Source organism: Paenibacillus humicola, from assembly GCF_028826105.1.
GTDB classification, from domain to species: Bacteria; Bacillota; Bacilli; order Paenibacillales; family Paenibacillaceae; genus Paenibacillus_Z; species Paenibacillus_Z humicola.
In genome coordinates, this window is record NZ_JAQGPL010000001.1 from 4564638 (window position 1) to 4583157 (window position 18520).

Genomic DNA, 18520 nt, shown 5'->3' on the forward strand with positions numbered 1-18520 from the left:
TGTCTGGCGTCAAAAACATGGGCCGTATGCCTTTAGTGCCGCCGTTATTGGGGATTTTACCACTGCCGTTCACATCTTTGCGGTTTTCAAAAAGCCCATACGGTCCATGAAGTAATGCAACGCAGTTCCATATGCACCGTCTAACCGGTTGACTGCCAGGATTCACCGTCAAGGCTGGACAACGGGAAAGTAAACGGTGTAGGTTTCGTCTTTGATCTCGTATAACGGAATAAAGCGAATACCTATTTCTTGTCCTTTTGTACGATAATAACCCGGATTCCACCAGCTATGGTTGCGTTCGCGATCGGCTACCAGCAGGCTTTCAGGCTGACTGGGATTACCGACGAGCCGGCGTTCCCCCTCAACTAGGCCCGCAAGCAGGATTGGACCATCCATAAATGCGAAAGTTCCCGGTTCGCCCGGCAGGGGCTCGGTCCGTAGATTCTTCGGCAATTCGACGCGGACCGTATCTCCGTTCTTCCACGCTCGCTCGAAAGTAGCGATGGACGACGCTACGAATTCCCCGTTTTGTTCTTGGCCGTTAATGATGATAATAGCCTTGCCATTCAACCACCATGGAAGACGCAGGGACAACGGGAAATCGATATCTCCTTCTCCGTCCGCCTCGACGCGAATCTCAAAAATAAAGCGGTCGGGACGATGCAGCGGAAGCTGCGGAATGTTCACCTTTGTAATCGCCGTCAGCCCTTCCTTGTTCCAGTTATTGAGCGGATAAACGCCGTGCTGTCCGTCCTGCCGAATGCTAAGCGCTACCGAGCGGCCTTCAACGGACGTCCGAAGCGAAGCCGGCATCCACTGCATGATCGCGATTCCGTCGCCATGCTTCATAAAAATCTGCTCGTCGTAGGCTGTGTTCGCTTGCACGAGAGTACCGTGGCAGCACCAGAAATGCTGCGTAGGCGATCCCCATTGCTTCTTGCTGCCCGGACCAATGCCGAGAAAATAGGCGATCATCCCTGTTTCGCTGTGCTGATGAGCCAGGACGCCATTAACGAATCTTCGTTCCCAGTAGTCGGCGTAGGCGGGATCTCCCGTCCAACGAAGCAGCGCATGCGCCAGCCGCATCATGTTGTAGTTCACGCAATGCTCCTGTCCGACTCCCATACGGCTCATATTTCCCGCAGGTATCCAAAGCTCCGCATCGTCGGCGGCACCCGTAGCCAGATACCCGCGCTCCTCTACCGCAAATTTCCAAAATGCTTCTACAACCTGCCGATAACGAAGCTCTCCGGTTATCTCGTAAACCTTGGCCGCACCCAATATTTCGGCGGCCTGCGTATTGGCATGTTTGTTCGTCAGCACATCATTGCCTTCAAGCAGTGCGTCGAAGAACCGTCTCCGGTCGTACCGGAGCATGAGTTCCCGGTGTTTCATTTCGTTTGTAATCGCGTAAAGATCGGCCCAGCTCTCCAGCATGCCGCCCGTTTCCACGTCGAGAATATCGTCCATTTGACTTCGCGTAAAGGGTTCGCTCCATCGATAAAACCAATCCGCCATTCCTTTAAGGATGCTTAGGGACTGTCCGTTGCCGGTAAAAGTAAACATATCAAGAAGTCCCATCAGCAGCTTATGAATTGTATAGTGCGGCGCCCAGACATTGTTCCCTTTCGCCAGGCGGTGCATGAACGTTTCGGGAAAAGCGGCCAGCCAGCCGTTCCCGGCTGCTTCCTGGCAGCGGGCAAGCTCGGACACGATCGTATCGGCCTTCGCCTTAACGAGGGGGTCCGCCGTATGCGCATATATCCGGGCAGCCGCCGATAGCCAGTGCCCCATCATATGCCCCCGCAACTCACAGGTCGGTGACTCCCATCCCCAGTGCCAATCCTCGGGACCATCGGTGACGGCGGACGTCGCGGCGGTCGTCCCGCCGCTGCCGCTGTAACTCCATAATCCTGCTTCCAGATAGAAATTTCGGAGCAGGTTTTGATTCGTCAAACTCATGATATAGTTCTTGTTCAATTGATATCGTCCATGCAGTGCCCCTTGCGCCAACTGCACACAGCCCGCGGGAAATTCGGATAATGTGTTGTGAGCCATAAATAATGCCTCCCTTTTTTGTTCGACAAACTTATCGTAAACTGATAAGGAGCATTAGAAAATGCACGAAATCATAGAATGCATATACTTTTTTTGGGTACGAAGGGAGGCATCGATTGTGAATGGCGAAGTTATGTTGAGCGCGGACCGGTTCCCTCTCGTACGCGAAATCGGTTGGCATCGAGTCGATGCCTTGTATACGCATCCCGACCGTGTTGTCGAGTATCACGTCTTTCTGTTCGTGGTTCGTGGTCGCATGCAGGTAATTGAAGACGGAATCACATATTGGGTGAGCGGGAACGAACATTTATTTCTGAAAAGCGGACTGCATCATTGGGGGGAGCCAGTTACGGAGCCGGGTACGGAATGGTACTGGATTCATTTCAATTTGCCGATCGGTGAACGGCTGCACTATCGCGAACATGCGCCTCTGCTTAAGCTGGACTATTTGCAGCCGGATCACTATCAATACCTCATTCCGATGCCGAAGCATGGGAGTTCCCCCTTTCACACCGGCCTGGAAGCCCGATTAAAAACGCTTGCAGCCGATTGCCGTTCGCCCGGTGAGCATATCATGACGCACGTAAGCCTTCGGGTTTGCGAGCTGTTTCTGGAGCTTCAGAAGGCTATGAACCAAAAAGATCAGGGCGGACAGTACAGTAAAACCGATACAATAGCCGGGCGTGTCATCTCCTACCTCATGCTTCATACCGAAGAGGATTTCGATTCCGTCAAACTTGCAGAGCATATGAAGTTAAATTACAGTTATCTTTCCGCCGCGTTCAAAAAACAAACCGGCCAGACGATCGTTGAAGCACATACGCGTCTTCGCATGGGGAAGGCGATTGAAATGATGCGAAACGGGACCTTGAACGTGTCTGAAATCAGTTACGGGTTAGGCTATCGGAATCCCTATTATTTCAGCCGCGTCTTCAAAAACGTTCTCGGCGAATCCCCGTCCCTGTACATGCGGCATTTCTATAAGATGTAAGCCGGGTCCTGCCAAGAGGCGGCCCATCCGAAGCACAAATGCCGCTCTTCAACGGGAAGCGGCATCTCTTGTACCAAAGAATCTGCAAATGGCTATTCGATCGAAATCATTTGATGACCATTAATGAACGGAACGACGAACTCCACGCGCCCGTCAATCAGCGTAAACTCAGTTCTGTCACGTTCGGAACGCAAACGACTTTTGTTATCCTCCCCGAAACCTCGACCGATACGCCGACATCGTACAGCGGGATGACATCCTCGATGACATCGATTTCCTGACTTCGTCGATCGGGTATATAGTCACCAGATGAAGAACGCTCCGCCGCTCCCGTTCCTGCCGGTTCAAGGTTGCTAGCAGCGTGGAAGACCCGTTATGCGCCACGATCGCCTTCCCGAGCAGCATCCGAAGCGCATTATTCATTAGCTGCTTGCATCAGCGCGGCGCGAAGCAGGTTCTGGAGGATTTACTTTCCGCCGAAGAAATCGTCAAAACGGCGGCAGAGACACCGACGGAGTATAAAAGGCGGTTCTTATGACGAACACTTCCATGCAGGCTTCATCAGAGTTAAAAGTGACCGCAAAAAATCCAGACTTCTTTCTGCTAATATCAGCATATTTACACCCGTTTGCTTTTTGATTTATACGCGTTTGGTCGCTCAAACCCTCTTCCATAGCCAACGATTATCCATATTATTGCAAGCAAGAGGGATGCTGCATCACGCCGTCCCTGTTTCAGAAGAAACATATCCGAATTAAAGTCAGTTCCGCAGGTCCTGGTGCCTCGATCTGAAGAATCGACCTTCAATCCGGACCAAAAGTCAGTTTTGTTCAAAAGTATGTTAATAATATTCATCATCATGATCCCCCATTAGAAGTAAAATGTATGAAAACGCATACCATCCAACGAGTACCAGATACGAGGAGGAGTCTGTATGGAAAAATTCAGTTCCAGCTTTGAATCGCTGTACGAATACCAGTGTCCGAATTGGTTCCGGGACGCGAAGTTCGGCATTTGGAGCCATTGGGGCCCGCAGAGTGTTCCGATGTACGGGGATTGGTATGCCCGGAATATGTATATACAAGGCACCCCGCAGTATCTCTACCATCTGCGACATTACGGACATCCGTCGAAGTTTGGCTACAAGGATATTGTCAAGCTGTGGAAGGCTGAGAAATTCGAACCGGATGCGCTGATAGAGTTGTACGTGAAGGCAGGCGCCAAATATTTCGTTGGACAGGCGATGCATCACGACCATTTCTTCAACTTCCCTTCCCGTCTGAATCGGTTCAACTCCACTAAGATAGGACCTATGAAGGATATCTGCGGTCTTTGGAAAGCGGCGGCCGACAAACATGGACTGCCATTTGGACTGACCGAGCATATGGGCGCCAGCTTCTCCTGGTGGAAGGTCAATAAGTGGAGCGACGGATACGGTCCGTTTGCCGGCGTCCCTTATGACGGCAACGAACCGGAATACCGCGATTTTTACTTTGACAATTTCGAGCATGTCACGAAAGACCGGAAAGCGAGCATTCAACCTTGGTATACTCGCAATCGGAAGTTCCGGGAATATTGGCTAGCCGTCATGAGGGAAGTCATCGACCTGTACCAACCGGATCTGTTGTATTCTGACGGACCGTTACCTTTTGGCGAACATGACGTTAGTAGGCCTGGGGACGAGTCGTTCGCAACCGGTCTCGAGGCGGTAGCCCATCTCTACAATACATCCCTCGCGAAATACGGAGAGAACCGCGCCGTCTATAATCAGAAGGACAGACGCCCCGACATCTACCGCATCGGCGTGCTCGACATTGAGAAGAGCCAACTTCCTGGCATCAATCCGGAACCTTGGCAGACCGACACCTGCATCGGCAACTGGTTCTACGATGCGAAGCAACCGTTCAAGAAGCCAGGCCATATTATCGAGATGCTCATCGACATCATCTCGAAGAACGGTACGATGCTGCTGAACGTGCTGCAACGACCTGACGGCACCATCGACGAGGAGACCGTCTTTATCTTGCAAGAGCTGGCTTCATGGTTCAAGATCTGCAGTGAAGGGGTACACGGCACTCGTCCGTGGCGGGAGTACGGCGAGGGCGACAGCCGAGTCCTCATCGAAGGATTCAGGGAAGAGCAAACAGAGTGGAACAGCTCAGATTTCCGTTTCACGGCCAAAGGAAAAACGCTTTATGCCTTTATGATGAAAGCTCCACAAAGCCGAGTAGCGGTCATTAAGAGCCTGACGGAAGCGGACGCGGTGGCTTCGATTCGATTGCTGGGAGGCAGGGAGCTTCCGTTCCAACAATCGTTCGGAGTGCTCACAGTCCAGCTGCCGCAGGATCTCCCGACCGGATATACCAACTGCCTTGCCATCGAGCTTCTCAAACGTGCGTAATTGGCTGCCAGCGAAGGGACCGACCGCAGTTGCAAGAACACCAACTCCCAATTGCCTTAACCGGCCCTTGGGAGTTGTATCGGCTGAGTACCTTAATCTCTTTCAGTGAACCAACGAATTATTGACCATTCTGCGCGTCGTAATTCTTGATGTATTCGTCAAGTACGGGCTTGCCTCCCTGATCCATGACCTGTTGAACCGAGGATTTGTACAGACTGTCGAATTCGGCCGGCTTAGCAATAATCAGTTTGGCAAGCAATTGGGCCGACAGATTCGTGAGCTGTGAGCGGTATTTCGAATCAGCTTCATTCGGCATTGAGAAGTAGTAAGGTGCATAATAGTCTGTCATCGATACCTTTAACGCGTTCTCCACCTCTTTCTCAAAACCCGGATATCCGGAAGAAACGGCTGCCGCATTCTTCTTCGGATCCCCAAGCTCGATACCATTCGAGAGGATATCGTAGTCGAGGTTGTTTGCCACCGTCATCATCTTATCGCCTGATGTCGTCGTTCCCGTCTGGACCGGAACGCCATTCACCATGTTGTAGTCCTCGCCTTCCTTACCATTCTGGAGGAAGAGGGTATTTTTAGGGTCGACCATCCAGTTAAGGTACTGAATTGCGAGGTCAGCGTTCTTGCTGAATTTGGGCACGAAGATAAACATACCATTCGGGCTGTACCCTTGCTTAGGATGTTTGCCCGCATCATTCTGCCACGGATCGATCGGAATAAGCTCTGCGCCCGGGACGTTTTTTTTGAGGTTGGCGTAGGTGCCGGGAGCGGTTCTGTACGGACCATCCCAGTTCGTGTAAAACGCTCCGACTTTCCCGTTTGAAATATCGGCGTCCAACAGTTTGCCATCCTTGTCAGTCGCGAAGTTTGGGCTTATCAACCCCTCGTTAAACATCTTGTTCATAAATTGGACGGCTTTATCATATCCTGGCAAATTCCACGGTAGCTGTGTTTGAAGTGTGGCAAACTGTTTTTCTGTAAGGTTCGATGGTTTAAAGGCTTCCATAATATCGCCCACCCCAGGATTAGATGAACTCAAGCTATATCCATAAGGAATAACTCCGGATACCTTTCCAGGATTCTTCTCCTTAAATGCCACCATGGTGTCATAAAACTGTTCCGCTGTCGTGGGGACAGGGAGCCCCAGTTTATCGAGCCAGTCTTTCCGTATAAAGGTATTAAAACCTGCGAGAAACGTCCTTTTTCCCGGTATTGTATACTGTTTGCCATTAAATTGACCGTACTTTAATATATCGTCCCCAAGATAGTCAGTGAGAGCAGACCCATGTTGTTCGAGAACGGAACCAAGATCCGTCAACCCGCCCTGATTTACATAATTATAAACGGTTGCTGAGTCGTACGTGAATACTATGTCAGGTGCCTGGCCGGCTGCCATCAATACGTTCAGCTTCTCTACTTCCTGGGATCTGGGGACGGTAACGAACTTTACGGTGGCATTATACTGCTTGCCGAAATTATCGTTGATATACCTTGTCCAGTAGTTATTGTTCAAATCCGGCTGTCCGGGTTTGCCTCTGTCAAAAACTTCGACAGTCAACGTTCGATGTTCTTTTGGCGTGCTGTCGCTTCCCGTGCTCTGCGTGTTGCTTGACGTTTGTGTGTCGCTCGACGTGTTCTTGCCGCTTGACGAGCAGGCGGCCAATGTCGACACAATTATAAGCGTTACTAGAGAAACAAAGATAAATTTTGATCCCTTCACCTTCATGTAGACCTCTCCTTTAGAAAATTTTTATTTATATAAATGTGTGAAAGAAATGGGGCAATTCATTCCACGCCATCTATATCAGCCTTTAACTGCACCGATCATAATGCCGGATACGACATCGATGGACAGAATTTGGTGATTCTTTAGCTCTGGCAAGTTGAGCATTTCATTGATATACTGAGTCTGCATTTGTCTATTCCTTTGTTTGGTAGGACTTACAACAATACAGGATTAGCAGATTTTTTTCCGTTTTTAACCTTGGGTTATTTCGTCAAGCACTGTATCTCACTCTTTGGAATCATTGTGGGCCGTTTCCTTGTCGCTATTGTTTACTTGCTGTAAACTTTGTTATAGAAGGGTGTGAATCCGGTGTCTTCTAATTTCATAATTAAATTCCCCTACCACGAATTTTTTCTTCATTATGCATATCGACGCAAAAGCACCGGGACAGACTTGTACAAAGGAACATTCCATGCGCATCAAGGATTGGAAATCATGGTCATCCATGAAGGAAAAGGCAGATTCATCGTCGATCAAAAAAGCTACGAAGTGACTCCAGGCATGCTTTGCGTATTTCAACCTTATCAATTGCATCATATTCAATTGGAGATGACGGTAGAGACCCCTTTCGTCCGCTCAATCATTCAATTTGAGCCGTTGCGGTTTGATGCTTACTTCAAGAAATGGCCAAGTTTGTTTGCATTCTATAAGGGACTTCTGACCAGCAAGCTCCAGTCTCCGTGCCTATATAACCTTGATGAAGCGGATCAATTCCATTCCGTGTTCCAAATCTGGGAAAATCGGAAACAGACGAATGTAGAAGAGTTTTCGTTGTTTCTCGTCGCTTTTTTTTATCAACTTAAGTCGGTGTGGGAACGCTATCAACGTCAGGTCGAAATAAGTGCCATCCGTACGCCCAGTCAAGTCGAACGCATTCTCGCATGGCTGGAAGCTCGATACACTGAACCGCTGAGTTTAAATAAAATGGCAATCGAATTACATCTCTCCCCCTACCACATCTCGCATCGGTTTAAGGAATGGGTCGGAATGACCTTATCAGATTATTTGAATGAGCGGCGTTTGTAGGAATCGGTTAAACTCTTAACCACGACCAATCAGACGGTCGCTCAGATCGGCGAAACGATTGGACTTGAAAACTGTTCATATTTCTGCAAGATTTTTAAGAAGAAATTTGGCCTTTCGCCCCATCAATACCGCAAGAAATGGTTATATTTAGTTGAATCCACCGAGTCGAATCAATGACGATGCTATAACATTTAATTTAACTGTTATAATTTAACGAAACGCCACCAATTGTATGCGCTTACAAATAGCGCATGACCTTATCTCCTCTTTTCGCCAGTTTTTAAGCCAAAGATTTGCTGCTCCAATCGTATCACAGGTCACCTGGACAAAAGTGACAGGGCATTGCGCCAGAATATAACTATATTGCGGTTAAGAAGTTCCCATTATACTTCCAATTTCAGAACACTCTGGCCTGGTCGTCACATTGACTCTAATTGGTTACGGAATTTATCGTACCCTTCAGTCATGTCGGCCAAGCTCGTGATCATCGCTTTCATGGGACCGCGAGTGTCATACTGTACCAATACGATCGATTCGCACGCACGGTCTCGTCCAAAACCTGCACCTTGAATTCGGCTGGTGAATGAAGGTTACATTCTTCTAGAGCGGAAGCCCTTTCAGAAGGCATTTCGTTTCCTGCATACCCACGAGGGCGTGACAAGGCTCATTAATAAGTTGCAGGCTGTAGAAGAACTGGTCAGGGTAAAACCAGCTGATTCATGCTATAAAGATCAGATATTCCTTTGTACACGAACATATTTGGCCAGTTGTTTTCCGTTACTGCGCTTTATAGAAGGAATTCCCCCTGAGGGAAAATTGGCCCGTTTAGCGTAAGTGCTGACCGACTCGATTGGGGAAGAAGACCGAGAGCTGGAGCAGCATTTAACCCCTGTTTTGAACAAAACGGCCTGTCCATTTGCGGACGACGTCCATCGTGGAGAGATAGAGCATTTTAAGGAGATAATTGGCTGCCTGCGAAGGGGCTGACCCCAGTTGCAACTAGTAGAAAGACCCTGAAGCTAAGGAGATGACCGATCCTCGGTTCACGAAAGCGCTATCAACAATATTCTAGAGCCAACATTATTCTATTCTCGCCTGATTTGGTTCGGAAAGCGATGGATGTCGCCAATCCCCGAGATGAGGCCGGCAACAGCAACATCATCTGTTTAGATCATTTCAACCCAAGTCGCGCCGAGACAGTTTGCCTAAAAACTAAAAAAAGCATCCGCTCTTCTTCCATTGTTGCAGATCCATGCACAACAGCAGGAAAAGACAGATGCAGTTTCATACATGGTCGGAGTGCAAGTCCCGCCCTGTTTTCAAGATTGTTAGTTGCTTGTTTTAATTTCCGCGGTAAATGAACTCCGCCTCATAAGCACCGAGTGTTAGCGTGTCTTCAAACCTGTAATTCGATAACACACTATTCGCCGGACTGTCCAGTTTGATAGTCCGCTCCTTGTTGGTCGTATTGACATATAACGCGGTGCCGTCTTCGAGATGGCGGGCGAATACGCCCGTTGGAGTCACAGGCCCAAGGTTAATGCCTAACGAAGGATATAGGGAAGTTAAAACCGCTCGCAGAAAAGCGGCATCGGCCGGAATTGCGATGTAGATCGCTTCGCCGCTGCCGTAACGATTTTGAGTAACGGCCGGCGATTCTTCAAATGTATTGGAAAAATAAGCAGTTACAGTCGCAGTAATGGGCTCAATGATTTCGTAATAAGTAATTTCCGGTTTAAATACGTTTCCGTCAAATACTAGAGAGGGTTTCTCCCGTTCGATGTTCATTTCTGTTTTCTCTACACCGCCGGCATTTTCGGCAGGCGTATGACTCCATGTCCGGTTGAATGCTCCGACGCGAATACCGAACACATCGCTCAATTCTCCGGGCATCGGCGAATCGAAAACCCGGTTATTGGCATCGACCTTAGCCGAATACGCGGTCATCACAACAGTCCCGCCGTTCTCAACAAACGTGCGGACCACAGCCGCGGAATCTTCGTCCATGATGGCGTGCCCCGGAATAACGAGCAGCTTGTAATTGCTGTGAATGCCGCGTAAATTGACAACGTTGCAATCCAGATTATCGCGCATAATCGCTTCGTAGGCCTGCAGCACCTGCTCCATGTATCCGGTTTTGTAAAAGCCCGAATTGCCGTTCATGACTTTCAGGCTTTCGAATGAATAAGCAAGAGCTATATGGGGGTTGGGTTTTCGCGGCAGCGCGTAATTTTGAAGCAGCTTGAATTCTTCGGCAATTTGTTTGAATTCGGTATACTTCCATCCTGGAGTTCCGTCATGATCGACCAAGCCAAACAAATACTGTTCTTCTCCGCCCAGCATCGAACGCCACGTCCATGCACAAACTGCCTGACTTCCGTATAACAACGACAAGTAGGCGTACATGCGCATGGCTTTGCGTGGCGAACCATAACCTCCAAAATCGCCGGTCTGGAATTCGAGGCACCAGATGGGCTTGTCCAGTTCTCCAATTCGATGATCCATAATGAAACAGGCTCCAATCAATGCTTTTTGATCCTCGGGATTTGTACCGGGATAAAAGCCGATACCGGGAATATCAACAATTTCTCGATACCGTTTCAAGTAGTCGAAACCGAAGTGAGGGTTCTCGGACCAGTGATTGGTACTCTCCCTCACATTCGGAGCCAAACGTTTTACAATTTGGCTTAATCCGAGCATATAATCGAGCGTTTCATCCGAATGGAATCTCCATAAATCAAGCATTCGTTCCGGGGCGCCCTGCACATTCCCGGATACCGGTAGAACGACGTCATGGAAGCTGTTTAATTTACGTGACCACCGTTGAGTCGACCACGCCTGGTTTAAATGTTCCACGGTCCCATATTTATTTTTTAACCAGGATACGAAGCGTTCCTTAACGGAATTTGAATAGGAGGGCATGCCGGACCCCAACTCGTTGCACAGGCCGAAAGCCAACAACGTCGGATGATTCCGGTAACGGCAAATCAGCTTTTCGGCAAATCGATAAGCATATTCTCTAAAAACGGGATGACCGGTATCCTCCATGTAGCGGCTATGTGCTTGCAGTCTAATACCATTCCGGTCGGTAATATCGATTTCAGGATATTTTTTATGCAGCCATGTGGGGGCCGGGCGTGTAGCAATATCAAGCACCACCTTGATATCGGCTTCATCGAACAATTGCATAACCTCATCGAACCATTCAAAGGTAAAGTATCCCTCGGATGGCTCAAAGCTGTCCCAGCACAGATGACCAAGACGGACCAGATTAAAAGAAGCCTCCTTCATAAGAGAAATATCCTGCCGCCATCTTTCACTGGGCCAATCATGCGGATGGTAATTCGCTCCTGCAAATAACATGAGGTGAACCTCCGTATACATATTCATGTTGGATAATTTTCTAAAAGTCAAAGACTGAGCGTTCGTCAAGACGCCGATATTCGAGAACAATTCGAAAATCATTCTTTTACGGAGCCTACAAACACACCTTTCACAAAATGCTTTTGTACAAACGGATAAATGACAAGGATTGGGATCGTCGTGATCACAATCAAAGAATACTTAAGCAGGGTTTCCATATTCTGCATCAATACAAGCTTATTCGGATCGATTGAAGACATGTTCGTAAAGCTGATCTGATTCTCTACCAGAATCTCACGAAGCACGAGCTGCAATGGATACATGGTACGTGAATTTAAGTAAATTAAGGCATTGAAGTAAGCATTCCATTGACCGACTGCCGACCAGAGAACCAGGACAGCAAGAATGGGCGTGGAGAGAGGGAGCACAATACGCGTCAGAAATCGAAAATCGCCGCAGCCATCAAGTTGTGCCGCTTCGTAGAGTTCTTTAGGCATTGAGGTTTGGAAAAATGTCTTCGCAACGATTACGGAAAATACGTTAAGGGCGGTTGGAACGATGATCGCTGAGCGGGTATTCAGCATTCCCAGATCTTTTACAACGAGATAGAAGGGAATTAGACCGCCGTTAAACAACATCGCAATCAGGATCGCCCATATCCACACACTTCGCCCAAACATTTCTTTTCTCGACAGGGGATATGCCATCATAATCGTCAGGCTTACGCTTAGAACAGTTCCACTGACTGTGTAGATGAAGGAATTCAGGAAGCCCGTCCAAACCTCGTTGTACTTAAAAACGCCGATATAGCCATCCAAAGTGGGATCAACCGGCCATAACCATACTTTTCCTCCTTGTACAGCAGCAGCAGAACTCAAAGAAGAACTTAAGATATATAGGAGCGGATAGAACACCAAAACGAGAATGATACTTAAAAAGATATATACGCACAATAAAAATATGCGGTCTTGTCCAGACTCCCGAATCGTTGCGGCCTTATACAACGAGGCTCCTCCCCTTTCTCAAAACAGGCTGTTGTCCGAAACTTTGCGAGCCGCAAAATTAACGATGGAAATTAAAATCAAACCAACTAAGGAGTTAAACAGTCCTATCGCAGCGGCAAAGCTGAAATCGGCGTTAATAAGCCCGGTCTTATAGACATAGGTTGAGATGATTTCCGATGTACTCAAATTCAAATTATTTTGCAAAAGAAATACTTTCTCAAAACCTACGCTTAACAGTCCTCCGACACTTAAAATCAACAAAATGATCATCGTTGGACTAATGCCAGGAAGGTCTATATACCGAATCTTCTGCAGCCGGGATGCACCGTCAATTCGTGCGGCTTCATATAATTCCGGATTAACTCCCGCGAGCGCAGCGAGATAGATGACGGCTCCATATCCGGTTTCCTGCCATATCCCGGACCACACATAAATGGAAGAAAATCCATTCGCGCTTGCCAATATATTGGGAGGATTGGATCTGCCAAGCTCATGAAAAAGTAACGCTAGCGGTCCGCTTGTGGGAGAAAGGATAATCTGCATCATGCCTACAAGGATTACTGTTGAAATGAAATAAGGAGCATAAGTAAACATTTGAACGACTTTTTTAAAACGCTCATTTCGCACCTCGTTCAATGCCACGGCGAGAATGACGGCACAGGGAATGGAAACGACGATATAGTAAACACTCAATGTCAACGTGTTTTTAACAAGCGGCCAAAAATAGGGGGACGAAAAAAACGAATGAAATTCCTGTAAGCCAATCCACGAACTATTCCAAATTCCCCGTACTGGACTATAGTTGCGAAAGGCGATTTGAACCCCCAGCATCGGCCAATAACTGAAAACGATCAAAAAGGCTGTCGGCAGTGCGATGATCGCATATAACGGCCAATGCCGAACGAAGCTCCTTCTCATCGCATTCCGTTTCGTCTCGGAAATCGATATGGACATGGAATCCGGTTGATTTTCTTCTTGAGAAACCAATCTCATTCCCCTCATTCCTTCACTCAAGTGTTCTTAAAACGGCAGCAGTTTTTTTTCGGAAATAGTCTGCAAAAACCTGCATCATCCTCCCAAAGCCCCTTAAGAGGATGATGTGAGTTTTCATGCAATTCAATTTGATCGACTGGCCAACTCTGTTCGTATTACTTCAGGGACTCAAGAAACTTAATATCCGCTTCATCTTTCTGGAAACTGCCCGTATCAAACGGCTTCACCATGGCAGACTGGGTGATGCTGAGGTATTGATCAAGTCCCAGCTTCTTAACGCCGGAGACGTAGTCATCCCAATCTTTGGAAAGCGACTTGTTCCCTACAATAAAACCGGCGGTCCATTGTTTTACAAAGTCGTTTATATTCGTCTGCAGCTGAGCGTATTGCTGCGAATCGGCAGGCTTGATCCAAACGGACGCAGGCACAACTTCTTTCGGCTGATTGCCTGCGTAATCTTTCTGCGTATAATATTGAAGCAATGCCTCCGAACCGGACCCGTCTTTCGCGAAGGGGGGCTTAGCAACAATGCCGTTTCTCCATTCTTCCGACTGATAGAACGGACCCAACTGATCCCATCCCCAAGTAAATGGACTTGGCGGCTGGGTGTTAACATTGAACAATGCCTGGGTACCCATCAAGCCCTTTTCTCCTTCTTTTGCCCCCGACCAGAACTTACCTTCCGGACCGTAATCGGCGATCGTCGTTCCTTCCGGGGTCCACATGAAATCCAGTAATTTCATCACCGCGATTTTTTCATCCTGACTGGCTTTATTCGTAATTGCAAACACCGCTCCGCTTACACCATTTCCGCCAAATGAAGCAAAGTGGGTTCCGTCTGGGCCAACAAGGGGAGGTATGGTCTCCCAATTGACGATATCGCTCAAATGATCGGCACCAACCACGCAATTCATGCAACCCCATGGCACCACTCCGACCTCATGGTTTATCGCTTGTTTGCTCAAGACATCATTCGTTTGCGTGAAAGCCGCGCTGCTTATCATACCTTTCGAATACAGGTCATGAATATACTCAAGCCCTTGTTTCCACTGATCCTGAATCGGCGAAAATTCGATTTTTCCGTCCTTGACGTTAAAATGACTGCCTCCATCGTCATAGATAAAGGAATTCATAAGGAATGTTGTAGGATCGGAGTTCCATCCATCGGTAGAACCGGTTAAAGGCAAAATGCCATTTTGCTTGAACACCTCTAACATATGTTCAAATTCCGCGGTCGTTGTAGGGAGACTTAAATGAAACTTGTCCAAGAACGGCTTATATACCCATAATTTATGCGAGTAATAACAATGCAGGCAGTAATTATAAAAAGGCAAACCATAAATATTCCCATCCGGAGCAAATAACCCTTGCTTTAGTTCCGGCGTGTCCTGAATCGCTTTCCATGCATTCGGCGCGTATTTTTGAAGCAGATCATTTAAAGGGATAAATACGCCTTGCTGCCCGTACTTCAGTAAATCGGAATTGTTAAATGCTCCGGCCCAAAAAATATCGGGATATTCTCCACTCGCAAGAAGAACCGGCTGCTTCGTACTTTCATCCGTGCTCGGTACCGTGGTCCAATTAATCTTCATGTTAAACTTGTCTTCAGCGTATTTCGTAAACCAATTGGTATTCAGGTTTCCATTGAAACTAGAAGTCCCGGCAAATAAATTCACGGTAACAGGCTTGGAAGGATCCGCTGACTGCTTTGAATCGGACGATCCGGAACTGTCATCGGCACTCGAATTGCTGCCGGTCCCGCTATGCGAGCAAGCAGCAAGCAATACCATAACCAAAGTCGTCGCCAATAAAACAGCTATCCGTTTTTTCGCTTTCATTCTAAACACCCCTTCTTATTGGACTTGTTTCCTTCTAATCGATAGGTCCGAGATAAACTTCAAAGCTGCTCAGAGTCGGATACCATCTGGATTCCATGATCGTAATTCGAATAGATCTGGCCGTGATCTCGTCGAATCTTAAAATGCGTTTATGACCGATAATTGTACCTCGAGAAATTTCTCTCCACGCCCCGGAATCCTTCCGGCACTCGATTTTAAACCTCTCGATCCGCTGTCCCGATTGGATATGTTCTTTCAGCACAAGATGATTAAACCTCTTCTCATCCCCCAGGTCGATCTCAATGGAGGCCTGTTCCGTTCCCGGCCTTGGACACCAAAAAGTATCGGGATTTCCGTCAAGCAGGTTTGCTGCGGTGTGGTCGTCATCCATGCTTTCGGATGCAGCAGCAGATGAACCAAGCGCAAGGTTGTCTTGAAAAGTACTTCTTAGTATCCAGCCCAGTTCCCTCAGTCTTTTTTCGTCGGCTTCGTGGATCCTCCCTCGTTTATCCGGCGGGATATTCAAGAGGAAGGTTGCATTCCCGCCGACGGATTTGTAGTAAATATCCAGAAGCTCCTCAACCGACCTTACTTTATCGTCTTCGTTTGCGTGATAAAACCATCCCGGTCTGATCGAGGTGTTGACTTCCGCCGGATACCACACGAGATTTCCCGCGCTGCATATGACTTCCCGGCTGCCCAAATCCTCGTCCTCCGTTCGAATCCGGTGCCGGAACTCCGCATCATCCGCATGCTGCGATTTTTCTTGTATCTTTTCACAATCCAGCAGCGTTTCGGATACAACACTCCATTCGGATTCCCGGCAGTGTCCCGCTTCATTCCCGATCCAGCGGACATCGGGGCCGCAAACCGAAATGACCGCGCCCGGCTGCAGTTTCCGAATCACTTGATAATAGCCGTCCCAGTCATAAACTTGTCTTTTTCCATTCGGCCCCTCGCCGCATGCTCCATCAAACCAAACAGAGAAAATATCCCCATAGTTCGTCAAGAGCTCTCGAAGTTGGTTTTTGAAATACGTATTGTACTCGTCAGTTCCATAGCGATTGTCGTGACGATCCCAAGGAGACAAATAAATTCCCAGCTGTAGACCGTGCCGCCGGCAGGCGTCAGATAATTCTTTTACAACATCGCCATTCCCTTGCTTCCAGGGGCTCTTCTTCACGGAGTGCTCGGTATATTTGCTCGGCCATAGACAAAATCCATCATGATGCTTGCAAGTCAGGATGAGACCCCGCATTCCGGCCGCTTTACAAACTTGCACCCACTGTTCCGTATCCAGATCCTGCGGGTCAAAAATGGACGGATCTTCGTTCCCCAATCCCCATTCTTTATCGGTAAAGGTGTTCACGGTAAAATGAATAAACGCATAGAACTCCATTTCCTGCCATTTTAATTGGCGTTGAGACGGTTTTACCAAAGCGGCTTTTTGAATATCAGACATTTGGCTATCTTATCCCCTAACTGTTTCCATATTCAACTTCACCCGATTGGATGTAGTTTTTTGAAATCCTCACGCATCCAATCGAACATTGCATGTAAACGCTAACATTCATTGATCTTTTCCTCGAATTCCGTTCAAGTGTATCTGCCCTCCTTGATACAGCCAGCAATTCACGTATAATTATATAGGTTGTCAGAGTCTTATAAAATATTATATAATTCGTATGGCATATAAAAAAATGAAAGTTGTGATCCTATGCAGCATTACATGAAACAGATGCTGGTCACAGCCCTTGACCGTACATTGCCTATATTCATCGAAATGATGGGCTGGAATGAATGGCAGGAAGAATTTATACGACCGCAAGGTTACCACTGTTATCATTGGCTGCAGACAACCGGCGGGGAAGGATTGTTTGAATGTTCCGGTAATACCGTGACCCTATCGCCAAATCAAGGGATTTTGTTACAGCCCAACGTTCCGCACCGTTATAAAACCCTTTCTCATCCTTGGTCGACGTGGTATGTCACGTTTAGTGGAAATTCTGCGCCATTCATCGTTTCCGCTCTCGGATTGACGACATCCTCCGTCATTCGTTGGGAACCAAATTCACGATTATCTACGCTGCATAAAAGAAGCCGAAAATTGGCAGACCGGAATTTCGATTTCAACGGAATGGAAGGTTCTGCGTTTGTCTATCGTTTTCTAATCGATCTGAAACAATATGGACAGGTTGATAATCAACGTTCCTTTTCCCAACATACAGCCAGATTAACGCCTCTTTTTCGATTTCTTGATGAGAATTATTCAAACCCGGTTTTTGGATTGAGCCACATGACGGATTTCGCCGGCGTCAGTTCCCAACATTTGAACAACCTGTTCAGAAAAACAACAGGGATGAGTCCATACCAATACCTCATCCATTTGCGAGTTCAGAAAGCCAAAGGGTTTCTGGTTAACGAAGAAAGCCTCACTGTGAAGGCGATCGCCTCCATGGTGGGTTTTTTGGATACCAGTCATTTTGTATCTACTTTCAGGAAAATCGAATCGTTGACTCCTGAGAGATATCGGAATCTAAATATTCGTATCAATAACTCAAATTGAGCCAATAGAAGCCAAGCTCGTTAAGGGGTCTGTCAAGAAATTTGTAAACACATTTATAAGGCATTCCCCCGGAGGGGGAATGCCCGTTTAGCGTAAGTGCCGACCGACTCGATCGGGGAAGAAGACCGAGAGCTGGAGCAGCATTTGAAGATGACGGACCGTCCGAATGTCATAGCTTCCTTTACAGATGACATTTTGATCGGGACCCACAGCATGGGCAGCATTGCTGCGCAGCGAAAAAGAATATGCGCTTCGGTCAGGCGAATGATCGAGCCGGAAAGCGTGTTTGGTCGGATCAAGAATAACCGAGGATTTTTCCGTTTTCTGCTTCGAGGCTTTCCAAAAGTAAGCCTTGAGGTCGGGTGGCTTACCCTTGCCCACAATTTGCTGAAGAAGTCGGCAAACCCAAAAAACAAAGTAGCTGAACGGGTCTAACGACCCCGATCAGCTACTTTGCACGTTTATGCCTCATTTTCATGAAA

At 47.7% G+C, this 18520-nt stretch carries 11 protein-coding genes and 2 pseudogenes; 6 read left to right on the forward strand and 7 right to left on the reverse strand.

Annotated elements, in window-relative coordinates; translation table 11 throughout:
• Nucleotides 1-168: 168 nt before the first annotated feature.
• On the reverse strand, nt 169-2058 hold the full coding sequence (locus PD282_RS20980; RefSeq protein WP_274652867.1) for a beta-L-arabinofuranosidase domain-containing protein: 1890 nt from the start codon (nt 2056-2058) through the stop codon (nt 169-171).
• Nucleotides 2059-2176: 118 nt separating this feature from the next.
• On the opposite strand from PD282_RS20980, the gene PD282_RS20985 reads away from it, so the two are divergent.
• Nucleotides 2177-3049, forward strand: a complete 873-nt coding sequence (locus PD282_RS20985) for a helix-turn-helix domain-containing protein (protein ID WP_274652869.1) — start codon at nt 2177-2179, stop codon at nt 3047-3049.
• Nucleotides 3050-3983: 934 nt separating this feature from the next.
• On the forward strand, nt 3984-5450 hold the full coding sequence (locus tag PD282_RS20990; RefSeq protein ID WP_274652871.1) for an alpha-L-fucosidase: 1467 nt from the start codon (nt 3984-3986) through the stop codon (nt 5448-5450).
• Nucleotides 5451-5568: 118 nt separating this feature from the next.
• Here the strand turns inward: PD282_RS20990 and PD282_RS20995 are convergent, their stop codons facing one another.
• The gene (locus PD282_RS20995) at nt 5569-7188 is read right to left on the reverse strand and encodes an extracellular solute-binding protein (RefSeq protein ID WP_274652873.1); all 1620 of its coding nucleotides are present in this window, start codon (nt 7186-7188) and stop codon (nt 5569-5571) included.
• 369 nt (nt 7189-7557) lie between these two features.
• On the opposite strand from PD282_RS20995, the gene PD282_RS21000 reads away from it, so the two are divergent.
• Together PD282_RS21000 and PD282_RS27470 are read left to right on the forward strand one after the other, a co-directional pair.
• Nucleotides 7558-8274, forward strand: coding sequence for an AraC family ligand binding domain-containing protein (locus PD282_RS21000; protein WP_274652875.1), 717 nt, complete (start codon nt 7558-7560; stop codon nt 8272-8274).
• Between the two features lie 21 nt (nt 8275-8295).
• Nucleotides 8296-8451, forward strand: a pseudogene (locus PD282_RS27470) (AraC family transcriptional regulator); the annotation flags it as partial.
• A gap of 1164 nt (nt 8452-9615) precedes the next feature.
• On the opposite strand, the gene PD282_RS21005 reads toward PD282_RS27470, so the two are convergent.
• From PD282_RS21005 to PD282_RS21025, 5 genes are all read right to left on the reverse strand, one after another.
• The gene (locus tag PD282_RS21005) at nt 9616-11637 is read right to left on the reverse strand and encodes a beta-galactosidase (RefSeq protein ID WP_274652877.1); all 2022 of its coding nucleotides are present in this window, start codon (nt 11635-11637) and stop codon (nt 9616-9618) included.
• A 98-nt stretch (nt 11638-11735) separates the two neighbouring features.
• Complete coding sequence (locus tag PD282_RS21010; RefSeq protein ID WP_274652878.1) at nt 11736-12641, reverse strand: carbohydrate ABC transporter permease; 906 nt, start codon at nt 12639-12641, stop codon at nt 11736-11738.
• A gap of 18 nt (nt 12642-12659) precedes the next feature.
• Nucleotides 12660-13634, reverse strand: coding sequence for an ABC transporter permease (locus PD282_RS21015; protein WP_274652880.1), 975 nt, complete (start codon nt 13632-13634; stop codon nt 12660-12662).
• A 155-nt stretch (nt 13635-13789) separates the two neighbouring features.
• Nucleotides 13790-15472, reverse strand: coding sequence for a type 2 periplasmic-binding domain-containing protein (locus PD282_RS21020; protein ID WP_274652882.1), 1683 nt, complete (start codon nt 15470-15472; stop codon nt 13790-13792).
• A 34-nt stretch (nt 15473-15506) separates the two neighbouring features.
• Nucleotides 15507-16934 (reverse strand): alpha-L-fucosidase, encoded by a 1428-nt coding sequence (locus tag PD282_RS21025; RefSeq protein WP_274652884.1) that lies wholly within the window; start codon nt 16932-16934, stop codon nt 15507-15509.
• 267 nt (nt 16935-17201) lie between these two features.
• On the opposite strand from PD282_RS21025, the gene PD282_RS21030 reads away from it, so the two are divergent.
• Together PD282_RS21030 and PD282_RS27475 are read left to right on the forward strand one after the other, a co-directional pair.
• Entirely contained in the window at nt 17202-18038 is an 837-nt protein-coding gene (locus PD282_RS21030; RefSeq protein WP_274652886.1) for an AraC family transcriptional regulator, read from the forward strand.
• A 252-nt stretch (nt 18039-18290) separates the two neighbouring features.
• Nucleotides 18291-18473: pseudogene (locus tag PD282_RS27475) on the forward strand (transposase); the annotation flags it as partial.
• Between the last annotated feature and the right edge of the window lie 47 nt (nt 18474-18520).